We start from the raw sequence: 22,056 nt of genomic DNA, 5'->3' as shown, positions 1-22,056 counted from the left end.
AAGTTCACCAAATGAAACAAGCAACATTCAAGTTATTCCTTGCGCTTGGTACCCTGATCATGCTGGGTTTTGTAGCATGTAAAAAAGACAAACCGGATACGACCGTTAAAGGTGTAACCCTGTCTAAAACCACGCTTACCCTGAAACCTGGTGGCACGGAAACCCTGTCCTTCACACTTTTCCCGGCTAATGCAGCCAACAAGAATGTTAAGTGGACCTCTTCCGCCCAGGATGTGGCCACGGTGGACGCAGCTGGTAAAGTAACCGCTGTAAAACCCGGTAGCGCTACTATCACCATCACTACAGAAGATGGTGGTGAAACGGCTACCTGCTCCGTAACCGTAACCCAGAACGACGCCATTTCTGTAAGCGGCGCCGTAGAAGGTACCTGGGCTAAATATTCCGTAGTGAATGTAACCGGCCATATCAATGTGCCCGCCGGTAAAACACTCACCATTGAAGAAGGCGTGGAGATCAATATCAGCACCGGTGGCCAGGATGCAAACGCTACCAAGATCGAATGGATCGTGAACGGCAACCTGTATATCCAGGGTACCGCCGATGCGCCCGTACTGGTATCTGTTCCTGCTGCTGAAAGAACCGCGGCCAACACCTTTAAACGCCTCTGGGGCGGCATCATCGGCTCTACCAGCTGCTCCGAGATCCTGATAGATCATGCGGTCATCGAGTACACCGGCGCCGTTACCACCGCTACTTCTCCCTCTGTAACCGCAGGCCTGTTCAAAGCGGGTGGTGGAGAAGGGATGGTGGCATTCAACACCAACAACCCCGCGGGCAAATACGTGATCCAGCACACGACTTTCCGCAGCACCGGCGAAGACGCCATCTACGTGCAGGGTGGTAGCTGCATCTTCATGAACAATACTTTCTACGCCGTAGGTGAAGCAGGTGGTGAAGCCATCAACGTGAAAGCCGGTTGTAAAGTGGACGCTGCCTACAACCTGATGTACAGCCCCAATACCAACGGTTTTAAACTGTCTAACTCCGGCGCCAGCGCTACCCGTGCGCAAGCCCAGATCAATGCCTACAATAACACCATCATCAACTCCGGTTGGAGAAGAGACCCGAACGCCCCCAAAGGCGGTTCTATCTGGTGCGAAAAGGGTGTACTGGTGAATGTGTACAACAACCTGGTGATCAACGCCATGTTCCGCACCAAAGCCCCGTCCTGGCAGCTGAATGCCACCGATGGACCGGACCTGGCCAGCAAGATCGATTATAACTATTATGCAGGTGGCACCCAGCGCAGCGATGTTCCCCAGCACATTACCAACGGCACAGCTACGGCCTACGATGGCTTTAAACTGAGCCCCGTGGTGAAAGACGCTGTATACGGTGCACACGATATCACCGGCGCCAGCGCAGGTGACAAGGACCCGATGTTCAACAACTTCCCCTTTGCAACCAACCCGCTGCTGGATTATACTTTCAATGCCAGCTGGGACTTCCACCTGAAAGCCGGCTCCCCCGCGCTCACAGGTGCTTACACCGGTTTCACCCCCTACTTCATTACCAGCGGTGTAACCGTAAATGGTGTTACCTATAAATCGCCCGCTCCATCTGCATTCTTTGGTGCTTTTGGTACCAACTAAGAACGGCAAAGGACGTTGATCACACGTAATTGTATTCTGTAAAAGGAAACCGTTTTTGTTGAAAGAACGGTTTCCTTCTTTAAAAAGATAAGGATGATGATAAGCAGTTATCACCACAGGTGGTGCGCAATAGCAGCCATGGTAGCGCTTTGCAGCTGCAGTGCCACCACGGTGAAACAGGATGCGGCCGGCAGCACCCCGCCCGGTGCAGCACTGAAACCGGCGATAGTTACAGACATGGTGGACTACGACACAGACGATCCCGCGATCTGGATCAACCCCACTGATAAAAGCAAAAGCCTGATCATTGGCACGGACAAGAATGAAAAAGGGGGGCTCTATGTGTTTGACCTGGACGGTAAAGAGCTGAAGGATAAGACCATCAAAGGCCTGCAAAGACCTAACAATGTAGATATCGAATACGGCCTGGTGCTCAATGGTAAGCCTACAGATATTGCCGTGGTGACAGAGCGCTACACCCACATGCTGCGCATTTATTCCCTGCCGGACATGAAGCCGCTGGACAAAGGGGGCATTCCCGTGTTTGAAGGAGAGGACCAACCGGAGTTCCGTGACCTGATGGGCATTTCCATGTACAAAGACCCCGCGGGTAAGATCTATGCCGTGGTAGGCCGCAAAACGGGCCCCCTGGAAGGTTCCTACCTCTGGCAATATGAGCTGGGCGATGACGGTACCGGCAATGTAAGCGCCAGGCTGGTAAGAAAGTTTGGTAAGTTCAGCGGCAAAAAAGAAATAGAATCCATTGCCGTGGATGACAAGCTGGGTTATATCTATTACTCCGATGAAACAGTGGGCGTGCGCAAATACTATGCAGACCCCGCAAAAGGCAATGAAGAACTGGCCTTGTTTGGCGAAGGCAAATTCAAGGGCGACAACGAAGGTATTTCCATCTATGAAACGGGCGATAGCACCGGTTATATCCTGGTATCCAACCAGCAGGCCAATACTTTCCTGGTATTCCGGCGGGAAGGCCAGCCCGGCAATCCGCACCAGCACCCGCTCCTGGCGGAAATCCCTACTTCCACCATTGAGAGCGACGGATCTGACGTAACCAATGTAAACCTGGGAGAAAAATTTCCCAAAGGACTATTTGTAGCGATGAGCAATGGCAAGGTGTTCCAGTACTATGACTGGAGGGCCCTTGAAAAGTACTTGCCCGCAAAAGGCAATTAATGCGCATAACACACAGTATGGGCCGCATCATTTTCCTGGTGCGGCCCATTTCTTATGGGCGCAAGGGCACCAGGTAATGCCCAGGCCAGGGAAGGAATAATTTTCAACCGCCCGTAATAAGTGGCTGGTTTCAATTTCCGGGTTTTCCCGGTAAACCTGGAAATTGAGACGTTCACGGCGCCTTTTATCATATTAACAAAAAAAGTTATCCACGTTGATAAATATTTCTTAGTTTTGCCCTCCCTAGAAACCCTACCCATGAAATTCAAACACGTCCTGCCGGCCTGCCTGCTGATAGCGGTGGCGCTGGTAACCTGCAAAACAGAGGAAAAACGGCCGGTCCCCAAACCGGTGCCGGTAGTCCCTGTAGCAGTGGTTCCACCGCCCAAGCCCGTGCTTTCGTTTAGCCAGCCCCGTTATGGCGCTGCAGACATGGACTGGATGACCATTCACCCCGATACCCTGGCGTACTTCCTGCATGGCGCTCCCTTTACTACTTATAATTATAGCATTACCGGCGGCAAAGGCTTGCTGCACCACGGCCTGCAGGCTGCGGAAGGCCAGTTCACCACGGACTCTACCGGCGCCTATGCCTGGAACTGCCTGTCCCTGGCGGATTACAAGGATGGTGATCTCACCCTAACGGTGGTGAATACACGCCAGCCGGCGGATAGTTTTGCCACCCGCACAGTAAAAGAACAATACGTGATCCGCAATTACCGCGACTTCCTGGCCATGGGCCGCCATGCAAAGACCAGCGGCCACAAGGTGGCTTACACCCAGGCCTGTGACTTTGCCTTCCCCGACACTACGTTCAGGGATTGCCCGGTGCCGGTGAAGTTTGGTTCCAGCTATAACGGTAAAGGACATACGATCTCCAATCTCACTATTTACGCACCTTACCGCCGCAGGGGCACCACGGATGTAGCCCTGTTTGACACCCTGGACAAGGACGCGGTGCTGAAAAATGTGCGCCTGGTATTGTCCGCCAGGGGCATACGCAATGCTAACGTTAACGCCTATACGGCAGGGCTGGCCACCGTGCATTACGGCACCATCCGCAATTGTAGCGTAAAAGGTACTATCCGCTTTGCAGACAGCAGTGGCATGGCGGGCGGCCTGGTGGCGGAAGCGCAGCACGCCCGCATCATTGGCTCTTCTTTCACGGGCAGGCTGGAAGGCAACAAGGTGGCGGGAATTGTGGGAAATATGCAGTACACCGAAGTGGATATGTGCTACGCTAACTTTGCGGCAAAGAGCAATGGGATGATCGCCGGTATCCTGGGCTTCACGTACCTGGGCGATACTACTGGGCAGGCAACAGCGGTGCGCAATTGTTTTGTGCATTTCAGTAAGCTGGAAGGTGCTGCCGCACCCAAAGCAGGCGCCATTGCCACGGATGATTTCCAGAACCGCGAGACCCTGTTGGTAAGTAACTGCTACAGCAACGGGCCTATGGAAACCGCAGGCAGCACTACTTACACCACCCTGGATGAACTGAACCTGGCCATCGGGACCGTAACAGTGACCACGGATGACGCACAGAGCAATGCACCACCGCACGACAAGCCCTTCCGGGCAAACAGGAATATAAATAAAGCGCCACTGTTATGGTGGCAGTAAATAAAAAAGAAAGGGGCTGCGGCCCCTTTCTTTTTGTATGACGCATAAGCGTTTAAAAACGTATTGAAACATTGTCAATCCTGATGTTCCGCTAACCAGTCCTGTAATATCTTTATTGCCACCGCTCCCTGTTCCTTCACCCTTTCCATGAGCAACGCCAGGCTATCTGCTTTTTGCTGCGTCATCGCGCCCGTACTAACTTTCCTCGCCTCCGCCATCTCTGCCTCCGGTATTTTATCCAGGAAACCTTCCACGAAAAGCTGCGGCATTTCCCCCGGCAATGCATCCACCGCCTTTAAGATCTCCGCGTACACATCCGCCCTGGCAATTACCTGCTCCACCCATTCATCGCCATCCGGCACAGCCTCCGGCGATTTTCCAAACCGGCGCAGCAGGTCCTTGTCGTTGTGCATTTGCACCAGGCTATCATTCCTGGAAGTAGTAAACAAAAGTGTGCGCAACGTGGCAAGGTCCGTAACCCGGGAACGGTACTCCCAGAGCTTACTAAACGTCCCGACAACTATATCTTCCACCACCCGCGGATCGGGGATCATCCGGGACACAAAATGGAAGAGGAGGCGGTGATACCGCTCTATCACCTGCTGGTGGGCATCCCAGTCGCCGGCACGGAGCCGGGCCACCATTCCGCCAAAAAAGCCATCCAGCAGCTGCACCATCCGCGCGTTAGCCCGCGCCAGGTGGGGACTGCCGGCCCTGATCTGCGCTGCGTTTTGCACATAGGCACCGGGAGCCAGGTCTTCAGCGCCATGCTCCAGCATTGCCTCCATATCAGCCTCCATCACTTCCAAGTGAAACTGTAATCCCAGCACCTGGTCGTTTACCAAAAACGCCTGGTGCACGTTGGCGGCACTGGTCAGCAGGTCCTCTGCACCCGCGGGAATAGCAAATTGATCCCCATGCCAGTGAAATACTACAGGGGCGTCTGCAAACACGGCCTCCAGCCAAAGATGCCGGTTCGCGGCCGCCGTGGGTTGCACAGGATACCAGCCTATCTCTCTCTGCGGTGCCGCCTTTACCGCCGCGCCCAATACACTGGCGATCAGTTGTGCACCCAGGCAAATGCCCAGCACTTTTTTGCCGCTGGCAATGGTTTCCCGGATCAATGCCTTTTCAGCAGGCATCCAGTGGTATTGGTCATCTTCATAAGCGCCCATAGGACCACCCATGATCACCAGGGCGTCAAAATCATGTACAGCCGGGAAGGAGCGGAGGGAAGTGGTGAGCACATGTCCCCGGGCGGCGGCCCAGCGGGCAATGCAGCCGGGGCCTTCAAAGGAAACATGCTGCAAAACATGAATACGCATGATGGTCAGTTACTTGGAAAAATGGGTAATAAACATTGCAATAATAAGCACCCCGGAAATATCTTTCAAATTCGTGCGCAAATGTGCCAGCGCCGTGGTGAGCTGGTTTTCCACGGTACGCTTGGAAATGCCCAGCTGCCGGGCTATTTCATCGTTAGACAGGTATTGGAAGCGGCTCATGTTAAAGATCTCCCGGCAGCGCTGGGGCAGTTGCTGCAGGAGTTGTTGCAGCTGTGCATGCAGTTCACTTTCGCGGATGCGCAGGTCTGCCTCGCCGGCACCCGCTACGTCCTGCACCGCCGATTCATCGCCTGCCAGCACGATACGGGGCGCCCTTTTGCGGCTGTATACCTGGAAGCGCGTAGCCGTGAGCAGGAAGGCCGGGAAGGATGTGATCTCAAGCGTTTGCCTCCGGCTCCACAGGCTTAGAAAAATATCGTGAACAATCTCCTGGCTCGTTGGCTTATCCTTCAGGTATTTATATGCAGTCTTGTAGACCCCTGTCCAGTACCGGTCAAACAGCCGGTTAAACGCCTGCTGGTCACCGGCGCGTACGGCATTCCACAATTGCGCATCCGTTAATTCATCGTAGAACATGATGCTGGTTTGAAAACGCGGAATTGATAACGCCGGAAAAATAATGAAAAAAATTTCCTGCCTGTATGTGTGTGGGGCAATTTTTTTGATACTTTACTACAAAGGAGATCCAATGACCGAAGAAGAATTCCTGGCCCGCTACCGGCAGTTCCTGGATGGAACGCTGGATGCGGAAGGCATTGCCGAACTGCATGCCTACCAGGACGAGATGCAACTGGAAGACCAGCACTGGCGGGGCGATCCGCTGGCCCACACCATCACCGGCCTGGAAATAGCCCAGCGCCTGCAGGTGTCCATGGCCCGCAAACCAGGGGGCCTGCGCCGCATGCGGTGGGCACGCGCCGTGGCGGCCTGCATCGCACTTGGAATTGGCGTTTCCGCTTATTACTTTTGGCATAGTCATGTGAATACAAACAGAAGTGGGGCACCCGCGGTAGCCCGTACTTCACCACCCGCTGAAAAGGTCTGGCTCACGCTGGCCAACGGCAGGAAAATTTCGCTCAGCGATGCCGGCAAGGGCGTAGTAGCCCAATCGTCCGGCACCTCTGCCCAGTTACAGGCAAAAGGACAACTCACCTACACGCAGGATGCAACCGCTGTAAAGCCGGATACCAACAGCATCAGTACGCCACACGGAGAATCCTTTGCCCTCACCCTGACCGATGGCTCGCGGGTACATCTCAACGCCGGTTCCACCCTGCGTTTCCCGGTGTACTTCGGGCAAGACCAACGCGACGTGTACCTGCAGGGAGAAGCCTTCTTTGAAGTAAATGCCAGCGCCACCCGTCCCTTCACCGTGCACGTGCAGGAACAGGCCATACAGGCGCTCGGTACCAGCTTTAACATCAAGGCCTTTGATCCCCGTGGCACCCGCTCCACTTTGCTCACCGGAGCCGTACACGTTGTAATGCCGGAACGCACCCTGGTGTTGCATCCTGGACAGCAGGCCTACTTCGACGGGGCCCATTTCACCACCCGTCCCGCTGATACGGAAGTAGTCACTGCATGGATGCATGGGCAATTTGCCTTCGACAATGAAAGGTTGGGCGATGTACTCGCTGATATGCAACACTGGTACGGCATTGAGCTGGTGCATGGTACCGGCAACTTTAACCGACGTTTTACAGGAAGAATCGATCATTACACGCACATTGAAGATGCGCTCAAACGCCTGGAACTCACCGGCGCCCTCCGTTATGAATTGACACAGCAGCACATTGTAATCACTGTTTTGTAAAAACAGATCAACCAAAAGAACCACGATTAAACTGTAACAAGCATGAACTGCATTCCACGTACCGGTCGCCACGACCGGACGGGAGGCCCGTGTGTCCGGGCCTTCTGTATCGCCCTTTTCCTGGCCCTTATTCCCGTTGCCCTACCGGCGCAAAATATTTCACTCAACGTGAAGGACATGGCCCTGGAAAACGTATTCCGCAAAATACAGGCACAAAGCGGCGTGTCCTTTATCTATGAAAATGAATTGCTCGCCAATGCCAGCCCGGTGACCCTCAGCGTTAGCAATCAACCGTTGAAAACCGTGCTGGAACAGTGTTTCCGAAATGAGCCACTGTCGTATAACATCCTGGATAATTCCGTGATCATCCACCGGAAAGAACCCTCGCCCCAGCAGCGCATTACCGTCAGTGGCAGTGTGCGCGACAGTAAAGGCCAGGGCCTGCCCGGCGTTACCATCCGCAGCAAATATGCCGCAGCCAATGCAATGACCAAAGCGGATGGCGCCTTCACCATCAACCTGCCCTCGCGCAACGATTCCCTCCAGTTTTCCATCATCGGTTACCTGCCGCAAACCGTGGCCGTAAGCGACAACATGCAGGTGGTAATGAGAGAGAAAACAGCCGACCTGGCAGACGTAGTGGTAGTGGGCTATGGCCAGCAAAAACGCGTAACCCTCATCGGCGCCCAAAGTACCGTGCGGGCAGAAGACCTGAAGTTACCGCAGGCTAACCTGACCAATGCCATTGCCGGCCGTGTGGCCGGCATCATCGGCGTGCAGCGCAGTGGCCAGCCGGGGTACGACAATGCGGAGATCTACATCCGCGGCATCTCTACCTTTACCAGCGCCAGCCCATTGGTACTGGTGGACGGGGTGGAGCGTGACTTTGCCAACGTAGATCCCGAGGACATTTCCAGCTTCAGCATCCTGAAAGACGCATCGGCCACCGCCGTGTATGGGGTGCGCGGGGCTAATGGTGTGATCCTCATCCAGACCAAAACCGGTAAAATAGGACGCCCCCTCATCAATGCACAATACGACCAGGGGCTTACCCAATTCACACGCGTTCCCAGGTTTGCCGACGGTATCACCTATATGAAAATGGCTAATGAAGCCTATCACAACAGCAATCCCAATGATCCACTGCCCAAATACAGCGACGACCGCATTGCCAAAACCGCCAGTGGCGAAGATCCCGACCTGTACCCGAATGTAGACTGGTTCAAGGTATTGTTCAACAAATACGGCCAGAACCGCCGCGCCCGCGTGAACGCAAACGGGGGCAGCGAAAACGCGCAGTACTACCTGAGTGTGGGCTACTATGATGAAACAGGGATGTACAAAACAGACCAGCTGGCGCAATACAATTCCGCTATCAAATTCACCCGCTATAATTTTACGTCCAACCTGAACCTGAAAGTGACCAAAACCACCAGGGTGGATTTTGGCGCCTCCGGCTGGATCAGCAACGGCAACTTTCCCGGCAACAGCGTGGATGCCATCTGGGGCGCGGCTTACCTGCTGCCGCCCGTGGTAATACCGGCTATTTATTCCAATGGCTTGCACTCCCAGCTTCGCACGGGTGACATCTTCAATCCCTACAACCTGCTGACCCAAAGCGGCTATGTAACGGAGTTCAGGAGCCAGTTGTGGAGCAATATCCGGGTAACACAGGACCTGGGCTTCTGGGTGCCCGGCCTGTCCATTACAGGCATGTTCTCGTTTGACAACTACAACTCCCACACCATCAGCCGCACCAAAACAGTAGATGGCTACCTGGCCACCGGCCGCGATAGCCTGGGCAACCTCCTGCTGGATAAAACCTCCGTGGGCACGGACTTCCTGGGCTACAGCCGTAGCAATGGCGGCACCCGCCAGTACTACACAGAAGCAGCCATCAACTACAAGCGCAGCTTTCACAAACACGATGTGAGTGGCCTGGTGCTCTTCAATAAGTCTGATAAGGAAGATGCTTTTTCCGATGACTTCATCGGCTCTATCCCTTACCGTTACATGGGCCTGGCAGGCAGGCTTACTTACGACTGGAATGACACTTACCTCGCGGAAGCAAACTTTGGTTACAATGGCTCAGAGACCTTTGCGCCAGATCACCGCTTCGGTTTCTTCCCTTCATTCGGTGCAGGCTGGGTGGTGTCTAACGAAGCCTTCTTCAAAGGCATGGAGGATAAGATCTCTTTCCTGAAACTGCGCTTCTCTTATGGCCTGGTGGGCAATTCCAACATCGGGGGCCGCCGCTTTGCCTACATTGCTACAGTGGGCAATGGCAATGGTGGTTATGATTACGGGGCCAATGGCACTGATCATAATATCGGCACCGGTATGGATATTGGTGACTACGCCGTGTCCGTAACCTGGGAAAAAGCAAAGAAATCCAACCTGGGCCTGGAGATCAAAACCCTCAAAGACAAGCTCTCCCTTACCGTAGATGCGTTCAATGAACAGCGCAGCGGCATTTTCCGCCAGCGGGGCGACGTACCAACGTACACGGGTATACGTAGTTTGCCTTATGCCAACCTGGGCGCCGTTCACAACCGCGGCATAGACGCTACCCTGGAGCTGAACGACCGCTGGGGCGATTTCCAGGTAGGCTTCCGCGGCAACTTCACCTGGAACCGTGCCATGGTGATCAATGACGCCAATGCACCCTGGCCCTACCCCTGGCAACAACGCATAGGACGCAAGATGGGCCAGCGTTTCGGCTATACGGCACTGGGCCTTTTCCAATCCAAGGATGAAATACTAAGCAGCCCTTACCAGTCCGGCACCAACATGCCCGGCGATATCAAGTACAAAGACTTCAACGGCGACGGCAAGATTGACTCCTACGACCAGGGCCCCATTGGCTATGGCAGCATCCCGGAGATCGTGTATGGCTTTGGGCCTACGGTCTCCTGGAAAGGCTGGTTTGTAGCCGCGTGGTTCAAAGGCATCAGCAACGTAGACATTTCCCTGAATGGCGATGGCCTGCAGCCCTTCAGCCAGGGCGGCGAAAGAGGCAACCTGCTGGCCCAGATCACAGACCGGTGGACCCCGGAGAACCACGATCCGCACCCGCTGTATCCGCGCCTCACCTATGGCAATGATAATATGAACTATGCAGGTAGTTCCTGGTGGGTGAAGAACGGGGCCTTCCTGCGCTTACAGACCCTCCAGTTTGGCTACAATTTCACCAACCGTCCCTGGCTCAAAAAGGCCGGGCTGAGCGCCATCAACCTTTATTTCATAGGCAACAACCTGGCTACTTTCAGCGGCTTTAAACTGTGGGATGTGGAACTGGGTGATGGCCGTGGCGCCCAATACCCGCTGGTAAAAACCTATAACGCCGGCATGAAACTCTCTTTCCGTTAAGCCTTTAACGCTATTGATCCATGAAACATGTATTCATACTCTGTTGCTGCCTGCTGCTTTGCAGTTGCAGCAAATACCTGGACCAGGTGCCCAATGACCGCCTGACCATAGACCAGGTATTTAAAAAGAAAGCTACTTCCGAACAATACCTGGCCAACGTATACAGCTACATCAACGATGACGGCGACCAGTGGAACACCAACCCCTGGGTGGGCAACGCGGATGAAGCAGACATTACCTGGTCCAAGTACCCGATCTATGATGTGAATATTGGCAACATCAGTCCCACCGGGCCGCCCTTTGACAGCTGGGGTTATTACTACGCCGGTATCCGTTCCGCCACCTACTTCATGGCGCACATTGATGAAAACGATGAGATCCGCGCACTGAACGGCCAGCAGCTCATAGACCAGTACAAGGCGGAAGCCCGCTGCCTGCGCGCCTATTTTTATTTCCTGCTCATGCGCCAGTATGGCCCCGTGGTGCTGGTGGGCGATGATCCCGTAGCACCCGATGCGCCGGCGGATGACATGCAACTACCCCGCACTGCGTATGATGATTGCGTGAACTATGTGGCAGACCAACTGGACCAGTCTGCAGCAGCACTGCCCTTGGTGCCTTCCAGCGGAGGCCAGCCCAGCGACGTGGAAGGGGGCCGCATGACCAAAGGCTGCGCACTGGCCATTAAATCCAGGCTGTTGTTGTATGCCGCCAGCCCGCTATATAACGGTAACACAGAGCAGGCCACTTTTGTAAATAAAGATGGTAAGCCCCTGATCAGCCAGGCGGTGGACAAAGAGAAATGGAAGAAGGCAGCCGATGCGGCCAAAGCCGTGATAGACCTGAACCTGTACCACCTGTACAAAGACCCCGGTGGGGATGTGAGTAAATCACTCCAGGGCATTTTCTTCGTGGCGTGGAACAGTGAGCAGATCTTTGTACGGAAAAGCAATAACCTGGTGGCCTGGGATGTAAATGCCATGCCCCGCCAGGCGGGTGGCTGGTGCGGTGTAGCCGCCACGCAGGAGCAGGTGGATGCGTATTTTATGAAAGATGGCAAGTCCATTTCAGCATCACCGCTGTATGTAGAAAAAGGTTTCACAGATACACTGGGCACTACTTTTTATAACATGTATATGAACCGGGAGCCCCGCTTCTATACAGACATTACGTTTAACAATTCCATTTTCTATGGGGGCAATATGAAGGCGGCGGCACCGGTAAGTTTCTTCTATGGCGGGCCCAATGGCAAAGGTGGCCATCCTACAGACTGGAGCCGCACCGGTTACCTCATCCGTAAGAACGTTGGCACACAAACCAATGCCGGCGCGGGTGGTACAGGGCAGAAGCAGGACCGCCCGGAGATCATCTTCCGGCTGGGCGAGATCTATCTCAACTATGCAGAAGCCCTCAACGAATATGATCCCGGTAATGCGGACATTGCCCGCTACCTGAACATGATCCGCGAGCGTGCCGGTATTCCCCAATACGGCAGCGGCACCAATGCACTGCCTGTACCCGGCACACAAGCGGAAATGCGGGACAAGATCCATGCGGAACGCCGCATAGAACTGGCCTTTGAAAGCCACCGCTGGTTTGATATACGCCGCTGGAAAATAGCGCCCAACGTGATGGGCGATATGCATGGCATGAACATCAACAAGGATGGCAACGACTTTTACAGGCGCCAGGTAGCCTCCACGCATTTGTTCCGCTCCAACAACTATTGGTGGCCCATCAGCCAGTATGATATGGACCGCAGCAAACTGCTGGTACAAAACCCAAACTGGTAATCTTCTTTATTTGATCAAAACGAACCCGTTATGCAACGATATAAAAAATGCATGCCCTGGATAGCGCTGCTGGCTTCCCTTTGCGCCGGTTGCAAAGATCATTACGACCTTCCCGACCAGCCGGTATCCAGCTACACACAGATCTACATGGCACAGGCCTACACCAGCCCCGCTGTCTATAGTTTAAAGATCTCCGATACCGCACAAACCATGGTGTACTCTGCCAACTATGGTGGAGCGGAAGCACCCACCCAGGATATTGTCGTAAACTTCTCCGTGGATAACGCCCTGGTAGACAGCTTTAACCAGGCTAACGGCACCAGCTACCCGGTACTGCCGGAAAAGACCTATGTGCTGGGCGCCACCTCCGCAGTGATACCCCACGGCGCCTCCAGCACTGGCCCTTTATACATTTCCGTAAAGACCGGTGGGGAAGGAGCCATGGATATTCTCAAAGATTTTATGCTGGCCGTGCGCATCGAAAGTGCCAATGCAAAGATCAATGACAAACTGCAAACCGCCTTCTTCAAGGTAAGGGCCCAGCCTAACCTGGCCGACTATACGGATTATGATCGCAGCCACTGGAATGTGATAAGCTTCTCATCCCAGGAGGCCAGCGGGGAAGGGCCCAACAACGGGCGGGCCATCTTTTGCCTGGATGGCGATCCCAATACCTACTGGCACACCCAGTGGGCCGGCGGCCAGCCGGGGCCTCCGCATTACATCACCATTGACATGGGAGAAGTGAAGACCCTGCATGGCCTTTCCTTCCTGCCCCGCCAGTCGGACAATTCGGGCAAGCCCCAGAACGTAACAGTGGAAACCAGCCTGGATAATGTGACCTGGACCTCCGGCGGCTCCTTTACCCTGGCCAATAACAAAGACCTGCAACCACAGTTCCTGTCTTCGTTTAGGGATGCCCGTTATTTCAAAGTAACGATCAATACCAGCTATAACGCCACGTACACACACCTGGCAGAGCTCAATGCATTTTAGTATAAGTACTTGTGCGCTGTAACCTGTCGTGGACAGGCAGTTGATTATTGGATAGGGAAAGCCCGTTCTGGTTCGGCCGGGACGGGCCTTTTTTATACGCGCACAGCCGGAATTACCCGCTTTTTTATTGCTTATATGATACAATTGTGCCATTTTTGGCCCGGACCGGGCCATGGCCCCAAATGCAACACGATGAGAATAGCCACCTACAATGTGAACGGCATCAACAGCCGCCTGCCGGTGCTCCTGCGCTGGCTGGAAGAAACAAAACCAGATGTGGTATGCCTGCAGGAGCTGAAAGCGCCCCAGGAAAAGATCCCCGAAGCCGCCATTGCCGCTGCGGGTTACAAGGCTATCTGGCATGGCCAGAAAAGCTGGAACGGGGTGGCTATCCTCTCACGCAGCGCCCCTATTGAAGAAATACGCCGCGCCCTGCCCGGCGATGATGAAGACACGCACAGCCGGTACATTGAAGCCAATGTAGGCGGCATCATTATAGGTGGCCTTTACCTGCCCAACGGCAACCCGGCGCCTGGTCCCAAGTTTGATTATAAACTGGCCTGGTTCCAGCGCCTGCAGCAGCACGCCAAAACCTTACTGGCACTGGGCTCACCCGTGGTGCTTACCGGTGATTATAATGTGATGCCCACGGAAAAAGATGTATACAAACCGGAACGCTGGGTAGATGATGCGCTCTTCCGCCCGGAAACCCGCGCTGCGTTTAAAACCCTGGTGGACCAGGGCTGGACGGACGCCATCCGCAAGCTGCATCCCGATGAAACGATCTACACCTTTTGGGATTACTTCCGCGATGCCTACGGCCGCAATGCAGGCCTGCGGATTGATCATTTCCTGCTAAGCCCCGAAGTGGATAAACGCCTGCTGAAAGCCGGCGTAGACAAACACGTGCGGGGATGGGAGAAAAGCAGTGACCATGCGCCGGTGTGGATAGAGGTCAAAGATTGAGACCAGCGAAACCTGTACCTGAATGCTGTTGACCGAAAATGAATTACTGCTCACAACCTAACCTCACCGCCATCTGTATATTACACCGCGCATAAGGCGTTTCATGCCCCGTAACCTTCTCAAAGCCCAACTTATGATACAGGCTGATAGCGGGTTTTAGCATAGTGTTGCTCTCCAGGTACACCTGTTGGGCTCCCAGCGCCTTCGCCTGGTCCAGCACCGCTTTCCCTAACAAATACCCAATATTCTTGCCCTGGAACACGGGAGACACGGCCATCTTGGCCAGTTCATATTTATACACCGGGTCGTCCATCTTTACCAGGGCGCATACGCCGGCTACTTCCCCTTTGTACAACGCCACGAAAATGTAGCCCCCATTGCCCAGGATATTGGCCTCCGCATTTTCCAGCATGGCACGGTCCATAGGCTCTATCGTAAAATATTTAGCGATCCATGCTTCATTTAGTTCCCGGAATGCAGTGGCATATTGCTTTTCATACGGTACAATGCGCACCTGCCGGCTTTCCCGCAGCTTTTGGTGGGCCTTTACCCGCTCCAGGAGCGACTTTTGTTTCAACAGGAACTCCCATTCTCCAATGGCCTTCCACAGGTCGTGATTAGCCTGGTCGGATATTTCTTCAATAGCAGCATTTACATCAAGGTACTGGTCTTTGATGCGCTCCGTGTACGCCTTCCCTTTAGGCGAAAGGCTCACCAGCGTGCGGCGCCCATCCGCAGGGTCTTTCTTTTCCTTTACCAGTCCTTTCTTCACCATTTCCTGGATGATATTGCTCACAGAAGGGTGGGAGTGGCCTATCTCTTTGGCAATGCCGGTAATGGTCTTCTGCTTCCCGCTGCTCAATACATAAAACACCGGGAACCACTTGGGCTGTAAGTCTATTTTATGCAGTGCATAGATCTGCTGTGCGTCTGCTGTAATGGTCTCTGTAAGCATCCGTAGCCGGCTGCCAATTGCCATTTTACCTACTTCATCAAAAAACTCCATAACACTATAATTAATTACGTAAGTGATTACGCAATATTAAACATTCCCGGAAAATCCACCAACAAAAATTTGATGCCAGCGCTTACGGATGAGCAGTCCTTGCACCAGCTTCAGGAAACAATGCTACATACTCAGCTACAACCCTTGCCAGGTAAAGCCCGTGGCCCCGTTGTTGCACTACTTCCCTAAACCTTCACCCTCAAAAAAGATATGTTATGGCAACAAAAACAGCAAGTGCACCGCGCACACGCAATCAGCAGGCAGATTCAGAACTGCACAACTTCCTGGTAGACGAGCTGAAAGATATCTACTGGGCCGAACAACACCTGGTAAAAGCCCTGCCCAAAATGGAAAAGGCAGCTACCAGCAAACAATTGAAAGAAGCCTTCCGCAAACACACGGAAGAAACCAAAACACACGTGACCACCCTGGAGCAGGTATTTGAAGCCCTGGGCGAAAAGACCAGCGCTAAAAAATGCGAAGCCATGGAAGGCCTGCTGGCAGAAGCCACCACCATCATGGAGGACACGGAACCCGGCTCCATGGTGCGAGACGCCGGCCTTATCCTGGCCGCACAAAAAGTAGAGCACTACGAAATAGGCACTTACGGCACCCTCCGCACCTTTGCACAGCACCTGGGCCGCACTGATGTGCAGCAATTACTGCAGCGCACACTGGACAATGAAAAAAGCACGGACGACACGCTGACAAAAATTGCAGAAACTTTTGTGAACGAAGAAGCTGCAGAAGAATAATTTACACGCAAGGCTATACGAAGGGAAAATCTCATCAGTAAAATGAAGGCCCTGAGAATTGCCTAAACGGAAAGTTGCTCCACCAGGTTTCCCGAACAAAAGAGGGTTGTCTCTAAGTTTTGAGACAACCCTCTTTTGTTTTTACGGTGAATGGTGTTATCTTGGATCATATCCCATATCCAATAAACCTATGCGTAAATGCTCTATCCTGCTGCTTTGCAGCCTTGTACTTTTTGCATGCAGCAAAAAAGATTCCCCATCCAATGGCGGTACCAAACCACCACCCACCACCATGGATTCCGTGGGTAAGAAAGGTACAGACTTCAGCACCAACACTGCCAACGGCACCTGGTACGGTAATGTAACCACCCTCAAAAGCCATTGGTTCTATACCTGGGGCACCACGCTGCCCTTTGAACTGGCGCCTTCCCACACGGAATTTGTAAGCATGTTCTGGGGCAGTGGCAATGTCACTGACGATAACATTGCCTATGTAAAAGCCCGCAAGGCGGAAGGCAAGGTGAAATACGTGATCGGCTTCAACGAGCCCGACCTGCCGGACCAGGCGAATATGACGGCAGACCAGGCCCTGGCCCTCTGGCCCAAACTGGAGAGCCTGGACCTGCCCCTGGGAAGCCCCGCCTGTAGCTGGCCTACAGTGAACTGGTTCACAGAATTTATGCAAAAGGCCAAGGCACAGGGCCGCCGGGTTGATTTCATCTGCGTGCACATGTACGTGGGCACAGATGACCAGAATTTTATGCAGGTGCTGCAAACCCTGTACAATACCTACAAGCTGCCCATCTGGGTTACCGAGTTTGCCACCTGCGCCAACGATGCCAAATCCATGGCAGACAATCCCTACACACCCGCCACGGTGCTCTCTTTCATGCAACGCCTCTTGCCCCAGCTGGAAGCCGCCCCCTACGTGCAGCGCTATGCCTGGTTCTCCGGCGATCCTGCCAGCGCAAGGCTTTGGTCGTCTGCATTGGTAAGCGCTAACGGCCAGCTCACAGACCTGGGAAAATGGTATGCGGACTACAAGCCGAATAATAACGCTGGCAAATAAGCAGCAAGCCGCTGCGATGAAAGCAGCGGCTTGTATTTCCGGTTTTATTACTATTTTCAGCACATTAAAAGAGATTTGTAAATATTAATACGCCCGGTGCCCGCCGGTGATAACGCTGCCAGTACCTGGTGGCTGTTTTGGTTATTTCAATATTTACAAGCATGCAACCCACTACCATAGCCCTTTTAGGCGGAGCCGGCAGAACCGGCCGCTTTCTACTCCATCATTTATTGACATCCGGTTACCACGTACGCGCGTTAGTGCGCCACCCGGAGCTGTTCGATTACGCCCATCCCGCACTGGAAATTGTACCCGGTGACGCCCTCGATTTCCTTTGCATAACGCACTTACTACAGGGATGCAACGCAGTGCTCAGTACCATCGGCCAGCGGAAAGATGAGCCGTTGGTGGCATTACAGGTCACGGCGCATTTACTGGAAGCTATGCAGCAGGCTTCCATCAGCCGTTACATAGTGCTGGCAGGTGTAAATGTAGACGCCCCCGGGGATCATAAAGGTCCTGCGGCACAACAGGCTACGGCGTGGATGCACCTGCACTTCCCCGACGCACATGCAGACCGGCAGCGATCTTTTGAGTTGTTGCAGGCAAGCAATCTGGCATGGACAATGCTGCGGGTACCTTTCATTCATTTTGAAGAAGGCAGCGGAAACCTGCTGGTGGAGCTGCGTGATTGCACCGCGCAGCAGGTCATGGCAGGCGATATAGCCCGCTTCATGGTCACCGCGTTACAGCACAACCGCTATTTGCGGCAAGCGCCATTTGTGAGTAGCAGATCCACATTATAACAAACGGGGAAGATCATCACGCATGATCTTCCCCTAATTTTTATAACCGATAGCACGATTTATATTTTTGTGTCACCCCTTCGCAAACACCACTTGCAGCAGGTAATATCCTAAAAGATAGCACAGCACCTGCTGCCCGGCAGACCTAACAGTGTTAATTCTCCGCCAAGAGCCTTATTTTTACCGGAATTATGAGTCAGGACACACTAGCGCGGCGCATTACCCTGCTGCAGGCAACGGCTATTAATTCTACGGAGATGGTGGGCATCGGGCCCTTTGTAGTGCTCAACGGGGTAGCAGCCGTGATGCAGGGCCCCTGGTTCCTGTATGCCTGGCTGGCCGGGGCTTTCCTGAGTTTTGTAGATGCCATGATCTGGAGTGAGCTGGGCGCCACCTTTCCCGAAGCAGGGGGCAGCTACAACTTCCTGAAAGCCGGTTTTGGTGAAAAGGGCGGTAAGTTGATGAGTTTTCTTTTTACCTGGCAGGTCCTCATCCTGGCGCCGCTGGTCATGGCCTCTGCTGCCATTGGCTTTTCCCAGTATGCCGCTTACCTCTTGCCTAAAATGACGCCTTTCACGGCCGGTCTGGTGCAGCGCCTCATTAGCGGCAGCGTGGTGATCCTGGTGGTGATCCTGCTTTACCGTAAGATAGAAACCATTGGTAAGATCAGCGTAGCCATGTGGATAGGCGTATTGGGCACCATGGCCTGGGTGATTGGCTGTGGCGTGGCGCATGGCAACTTCCTGGAGCCCATCCGCCATATGAATGATAACCTGGTGGTGAACAAAGCATTTGCCGGCGCGCTGGGATATGCCAGTGTAAAGACGATCTATTGTTATCTGGGTTATTACAATGTGTGCCACCTGGGTAGTGAGATCAAAAAACCGGAAGTGAATATTCCACGCAGCATGTTCATTTCCATTGGCATTATTGCACTGCTTTATTTTTGCATGAATGTAAGCGTGGCTTCCGTATTGCCGCTGGGCAGGATACAGGCCAGCGATTATGTAGTGAGTGAATTTACCGAATACCTGCTGGGCACCACGGCCGGTATCATTGTAACAGTGCTGATCCTTTGGGTGGCCTTTGCGTCCGTGTTCTCCGCCACATTGGGTTACAGCCGCGTGCCTTATGCGGCGGCAAAAGATGGCGCCTTCTTCAAAGTCTTTGCCCGGGTGCATCCTACCAAACACTTCCCGCATGTGTCCCTGCTGTTCCTGGGGGCGCTCGGTTTTATCTTCAGCATGTTGTTCAAGATGAAGGATGTGATCACGGCCATCCTGGCCATGCGCATCCTGGTACAGTTCATTGCCCAGGGCGTGGGGCTGTTAATGCTGCACCGCCGCAAGGGACGTAATTTTTTCAAATGGCACATGCCCTTGTTCCCCTTGCCCGTTATCCTGGCCATTGCCATCTGGATCGCTATCTTTTATAGCACCGGCGTGCAGTTCATGGAAGCAGGGCTCGTTGCCACCGCATCGGGCGTGGTAGTGTATGTAGCAAAGCAATACTACCAACGCAGCCTGGCTCAAAAGACCTTGTAGGTCAATAATACTATACCACTCCGGTCAAACACCCTGCTTTCTTTCAGTTCCATCTTCAGTGGCTTTGATACGCCTTTGAAAATGGGAAATCCTTCTCCTAATGCCACCGGGTCTATCATCACCACCAACTGGTCCAGCAGCCCATGCTCCGCACACAGCGAAAGGATGCTGCCGCTACCCAGGATAGTGATAGGTTTGCTGCCCTGTTTCAACGCCCGGATGTTTTCCACTACATTATCGTTGATCACCCTTGTATGCGCCCAGTCTGCCTTATCCAGCGTGCGGGATACCACTACTTTTTCCGCGGCGTTCATGTTCCTGGCCACTTCGGGAAACTGCTGGGCAGCCATGTCCGTGGGCCAGAAGCTGGCCATCATATCGTAAGTGGTATGGCCAAAGAGCAGGATATGTTCCTGCCCGGATGCTTTGGCAGAATACTCCGCCGCATCGCTATCGTGGTGGTGCCAACTGATATCGCCGGCCTGGGGCCCCTGGAAATACCCATTGAGCGTAATGAAATTGAATGCGGATAAAATAGCCATATGTGTGTGTTTTGAGGATACCAGTACAAATGTAAGTGCGCACTGGTTGCGGCCCGGAGGGAGGATCTGCCAATTGCAGGGGGGATTCCGGACAATATTTTCCGGGCCAGGCAACCCTTCTTTATCACCCCCCGTATTCTCTTCATGCAGGGCAGCCCTTCAACCAGGTGCTACGCATTGCAAAGCTGCGGGGGCAGCAATGAAGCAGGCGCAGTGCACCTTCACCAGGTTAAAAATTCCAGTCAATACACTCAAGCACTAATGTTGAACAAATACCTATGTAAGTGAACATGGCCGTCTGTCCAGGCGGCCATTTTGTTTAGGGTGCAGCCTGACCGGGAGTGTTGCATCCAAATAATGTTTAGTGCGGTCTTAAGTGCTGGCAGCCACCCGGGGTAGCTATAAGTGTGACAGCTGTTACCCGTTACATTGATCAGCGTCAGCAGTTTTCCCTGCGAGGAGTGCTATTTTCGGGTAGCTCACCATCCACAACGCGATTGATATGTCAACTCCAATATCATTTACCACAAATGGGACACCGGTTGCCGCGATGAACGCCCATCCGCGCTGGCCCAGGATAACGGTCCTTTCCGTATTGGGTTATGAAGCTGCGGGTTGCCTGGCGGGAGGGGTTATGCTGATGGCGGTACCAGACGGGAGCCTGATGGATATGCCGGTAACGATCATGCATGGCAGCTTTCCTGATTTCACGATCCCCGGTCTCCTGCTTTTTTGCCTGGGAGTATTGAACACGGTGGCGTTTTACACGGTCTTTACACGAAAATCTAACGACTGGATCATGGCGGGCGTTGCACTGGGTGGTATGGTTACCTGGTTTTGGATAGAGATCGCTATTCTCCTGAAGCTGCATTGGCTGCACCTGATGTGGGGCGTGCCTGTGCTGGTGGGCCTGCTGGCAAATGCCTGGCAGCTTCCGTCAAGGGAGGTCCTGCGCAGGCTTTTACTCACTTGTGGTATTGCCGCTTCACTCTTGTATGCTACAATAATCGCCATTGTGGCTGCAAGAGAGCCTACCTACGATCTTGCAGGGCAAACGATCAGTGAACTGTCGGCCATAGGGGCTCCTACACGCACCCTATGGATCATATTATGCACGCCCTATACATGGTTAATGCTGGCCTTCGCCATGGGTGTCTGGTATTCGGGCCGGCAATACCGCCCGTTACGGATGGTGGGATTACTGCTGGGTGCTTATGCAGTTTTGGGGCTCCTTTGGCCACTTGCGCCTATGCACCAACGGGACATGCTGGCTACCACCGGCGGCAGCTTTTCAGATACGGCCCACATCGTCCTTGGGGCTGTAACGCAAATCATATTCCTGCTCTCACTGGGGCTCAGCGCCCAGGCCTTCGGCAAGGGGTTCCGGGTCTACGCCATCATTACTTTGATATTCGTTATCGCTTTTGGCCTGCTAACCTTTATCGCTGCTCCTGGCATTGCCAGGGGAACACCTACGCCTTTGATCGGGGTGTGGGAATGTATTAATATCGGCGTTTTTCTGCTGTGGGTGATAGTGCTTGCCTTAAGAACGATCCGGTACAACGGTCCCGGTACAGGCAATGCCTGAATTGAAATACCAACTGTGGTTGCTAACACAAAA

Annotated in this window: 17 protein-coding genes; 13 read left to right on the top strand and 4 right to left on the bottom strand. The window is 53.6% G+C overall.

Annotated elements, in window-relative coordinates:
• Nucleotides 1-11 precede the first annotated feature (11 nt).
• The 3 genes from DCC81_RS23500 to DCC81_RS23485 all read left to right on the top strand — a co-directional run bounded on the left by DCC81_RS23500 (nt 12) and on the right by DCC81_RS23485 (nt 4,430).
• On the top strand, nt 12-1,613 hold the full coding sequence (locus DCC81_RS23500) for an Ig-like domain-containing protein (RefSeq protein WP_108689107.1): 1,602 nt from the start codon (nt 12-14) through the stop codon (nt 1,611-1,613).
• 93 nt (nt 1,614-1,706) lie between these two features.
• Complete coding sequence (locus DCC81_RS23495) at nt 1,707-2,807, top strand: phytase (protein WP_240613056.1); 1,101 nt, start codon at nt 1,707-1,709, stop codon at nt 2,805-2,807.
• 258 nt (nt 2,808-3,065) lie between these two features.
• Nucleotides 3,066-4,430 (top strand): hypothetical protein, encoded by a 1,365-nt coding sequence (locus tag DCC81_RS23485; RefSeq protein ID WP_108689101.1) that lies wholly within the window; start codon nt 3,066-3,068, stop codon nt 4,428-4,430.
• A gap of 74 nt (nt 4,431-4,504) precedes the next feature.
• Here DCC81_RS23485 and DCC81_RS25640 read toward each other — a convergent pair whose 3' ends face one another.
• A complete protein-coding gene (locus DCC81_RS25640; RefSeq protein ID WP_165806716.1) occupies nt 4,505-5,755 on the bottom strand; it encodes a glutamine amidotransferase-related protein in 1,251 nt (416 codons plus the stop codon).
• A 9-nt stretch (nt 5,756-5,764) separates the two neighbouring features.
• Nucleotides 5,765-6,352: an RNA polymerase sigma factor gene (locus DCC81_RS23475; RefSeq protein ID WP_108689099.1), complete on the bottom strand. Its 588-nt coding sequence runs from the start codon at nt 6,350-6,352 to the stop codon at nt 5,765-5,767.
• Nucleotides 6,353-6,464: 112 nt separating this feature from the next.
• Here DCC81_RS23475 and DCC81_RS23470 point away from each other — a divergent pair, with 112 nt between their 5' ends.
• The 5 genes from DCC81_RS23470 to xth all read left to right on the top strand — a co-directional run bounded on the left by DCC81_RS23470 (nt 6,465) and on the right by xth (nt 14,713).
• Entirely contained in the window at nt 6,465-7,589 is a 1,125-nt protein-coding gene (locus tag DCC81_RS23470; protein ID WP_165806715.1) for a FecR family protein, read from the top strand.
• Nucleotides 7,590-7,631: 42 nt separating this feature from the next.
• On the top strand, nt 7,632-10,958 hold the full coding sequence (locus tag DCC81_RS23465; RefSeq protein ID WP_108689095.1) for a TonB-dependent receptor: 3,327 nt from the start codon (nt 7,632-7,634) through the stop codon (nt 10,956-10,958).
• A 20-nt stretch (nt 10,959-10,978) separates the two neighbouring features.
• Nucleotides 10,979-12,751 (top strand): RagB/SusD family nutrient uptake outer membrane protein, encoded by a 1,773-nt coding sequence (locus tag DCC81_RS23460; protein WP_108689094.1) that lies wholly within the window; start codon nt 10,979-10,981, stop codon nt 12,749-12,751.
• Between the two features lie 30 nt (nt 12,752-12,781).
• Nucleotides 12,782-13,747, top strand: coding sequence for a discoidin domain-containing protein (locus DCC81_RS23455; protein ID WP_108689093.1), 966 nt, complete (start codon nt 12,782-12,784; stop codon nt 13,745-13,747).
• A gap of 192 nt (nt 13,748-13,939) precedes the next feature.
• A complete protein-coding gene (gene xth / locus DCC81_RS23450; RefSeq protein ID WP_108689092.1) occupies nt 13,940-14,713 on the top strand; it encodes an exodeoxyribonuclease III in 774 nt (257 codons plus the stop codon).
• A gap of 43 nt (nt 14,714-14,756) precedes the next feature.
• Here xth and DCC81_RS23445 read toward each other — a convergent pair whose 3' ends face one another.
• Nucleotides 14,757-15,719: a bifunctional helix-turn-helix transcriptional regulator/GNAT family N-acetyltransferase gene (locus tag DCC81_RS23445; protein ID WP_108689091.1), complete on the bottom strand. Its 963-nt coding sequence runs from the start codon at nt 15,717-15,719 to the stop codon at nt 14,757-14,759.
• 215 nt (nt 15,720-15,934) lie between these two features.
• Here DCC81_RS23445 and DCC81_RS23440 point away from each other — a divergent pair, with 215 nt between their 5' ends.
• From DCC81_RS23440 to DCC81_RS23425, 4 genes are all read left to right on the top strand, one after another.
• Nucleotides 15,935-16,474 carry a YciE/YciF ferroxidase family protein gene (locus tag DCC81_RS23440; protein WP_108689090.1) on the top strand — a complete coding sequence of 180 codons (540 nt, stop codon included), beginning with the start codon at nt 15,935-15,937 and terminating at the stop codon, nt 16,472-16,474.
• 190 nt (nt 16,475-16,664) lie between these two features.
• Entirely contained in the window at nt 16,665-17,543 is an 879-nt protein-coding gene (locus DCC81_RS23435) for a glycosyl hydrolase (RefSeq protein WP_108689089.1), read from the top strand.
• Nucleotides 17,544-17,704: 161 nt separating this feature from the next.
• Nucleotides 17,705-18,349, top strand: coding sequence for an NAD(P)-dependent oxidoreductase (locus DCC81_RS23430; protein WP_108689088.1), 645 nt, complete (start codon nt 17,705-17,707; stop codon nt 18,347-18,349).
• A gap of 191 nt (nt 18,350-18,540) precedes the next feature.
• Nucleotides 18,541-19,893, top strand: a complete 1,353-nt coding sequence (locus tag DCC81_RS23425; protein ID WP_108689086.1) for an APC family permease — start codon at nt 18,541-18,543, stop codon at nt 19,891-19,893.
• Here DCC81_RS23425 and DCC81_RS23420 read toward each other — a convergent pair.
• On the bottom strand, nt 19,878-20,435 hold the full coding sequence (locus DCC81_RS23420) for a dihydrofolate reductase family protein (protein ID WP_108689085.1): 558 nt from the start codon (nt 20,433-20,435) through the stop codon (nt 19,878-19,880). The two genes, DCC81_RS23425 and DCC81_RS23420, sit on opposite strands and share 16 nt — an antisense overlap.
• Nucleotides 20,436-20,937: 502 nt before the next feature.
• Here DCC81_RS23420 and DCC81_RS23415 point away from each other — a divergent pair.
• Entirely contained in the window at nt 20,938-22,023 is a 1,086-nt protein-coding gene (locus DCC81_RS23415) for a DUF998 domain-containing protein (RefSeq protein ID WP_108689084.1), read from the top strand.
• Nucleotides 22,024-22,056 lie beyond the last annotated feature (33 nt).

It is taken from the genome of Chitinophaga parva (genome assembly GCF_003071345.1).
Taxonomy (GTDB): Bacteria; Bacteroidota; Bacteroidia; order Chitinophagales; family Chitinophagaceae; genus Chitinophaga; species Chitinophaga parva.
Note: the sequence above shows the minus strand (reverse complement) of the source record. Positions and strands in the feature narration are given on the sequence as shown.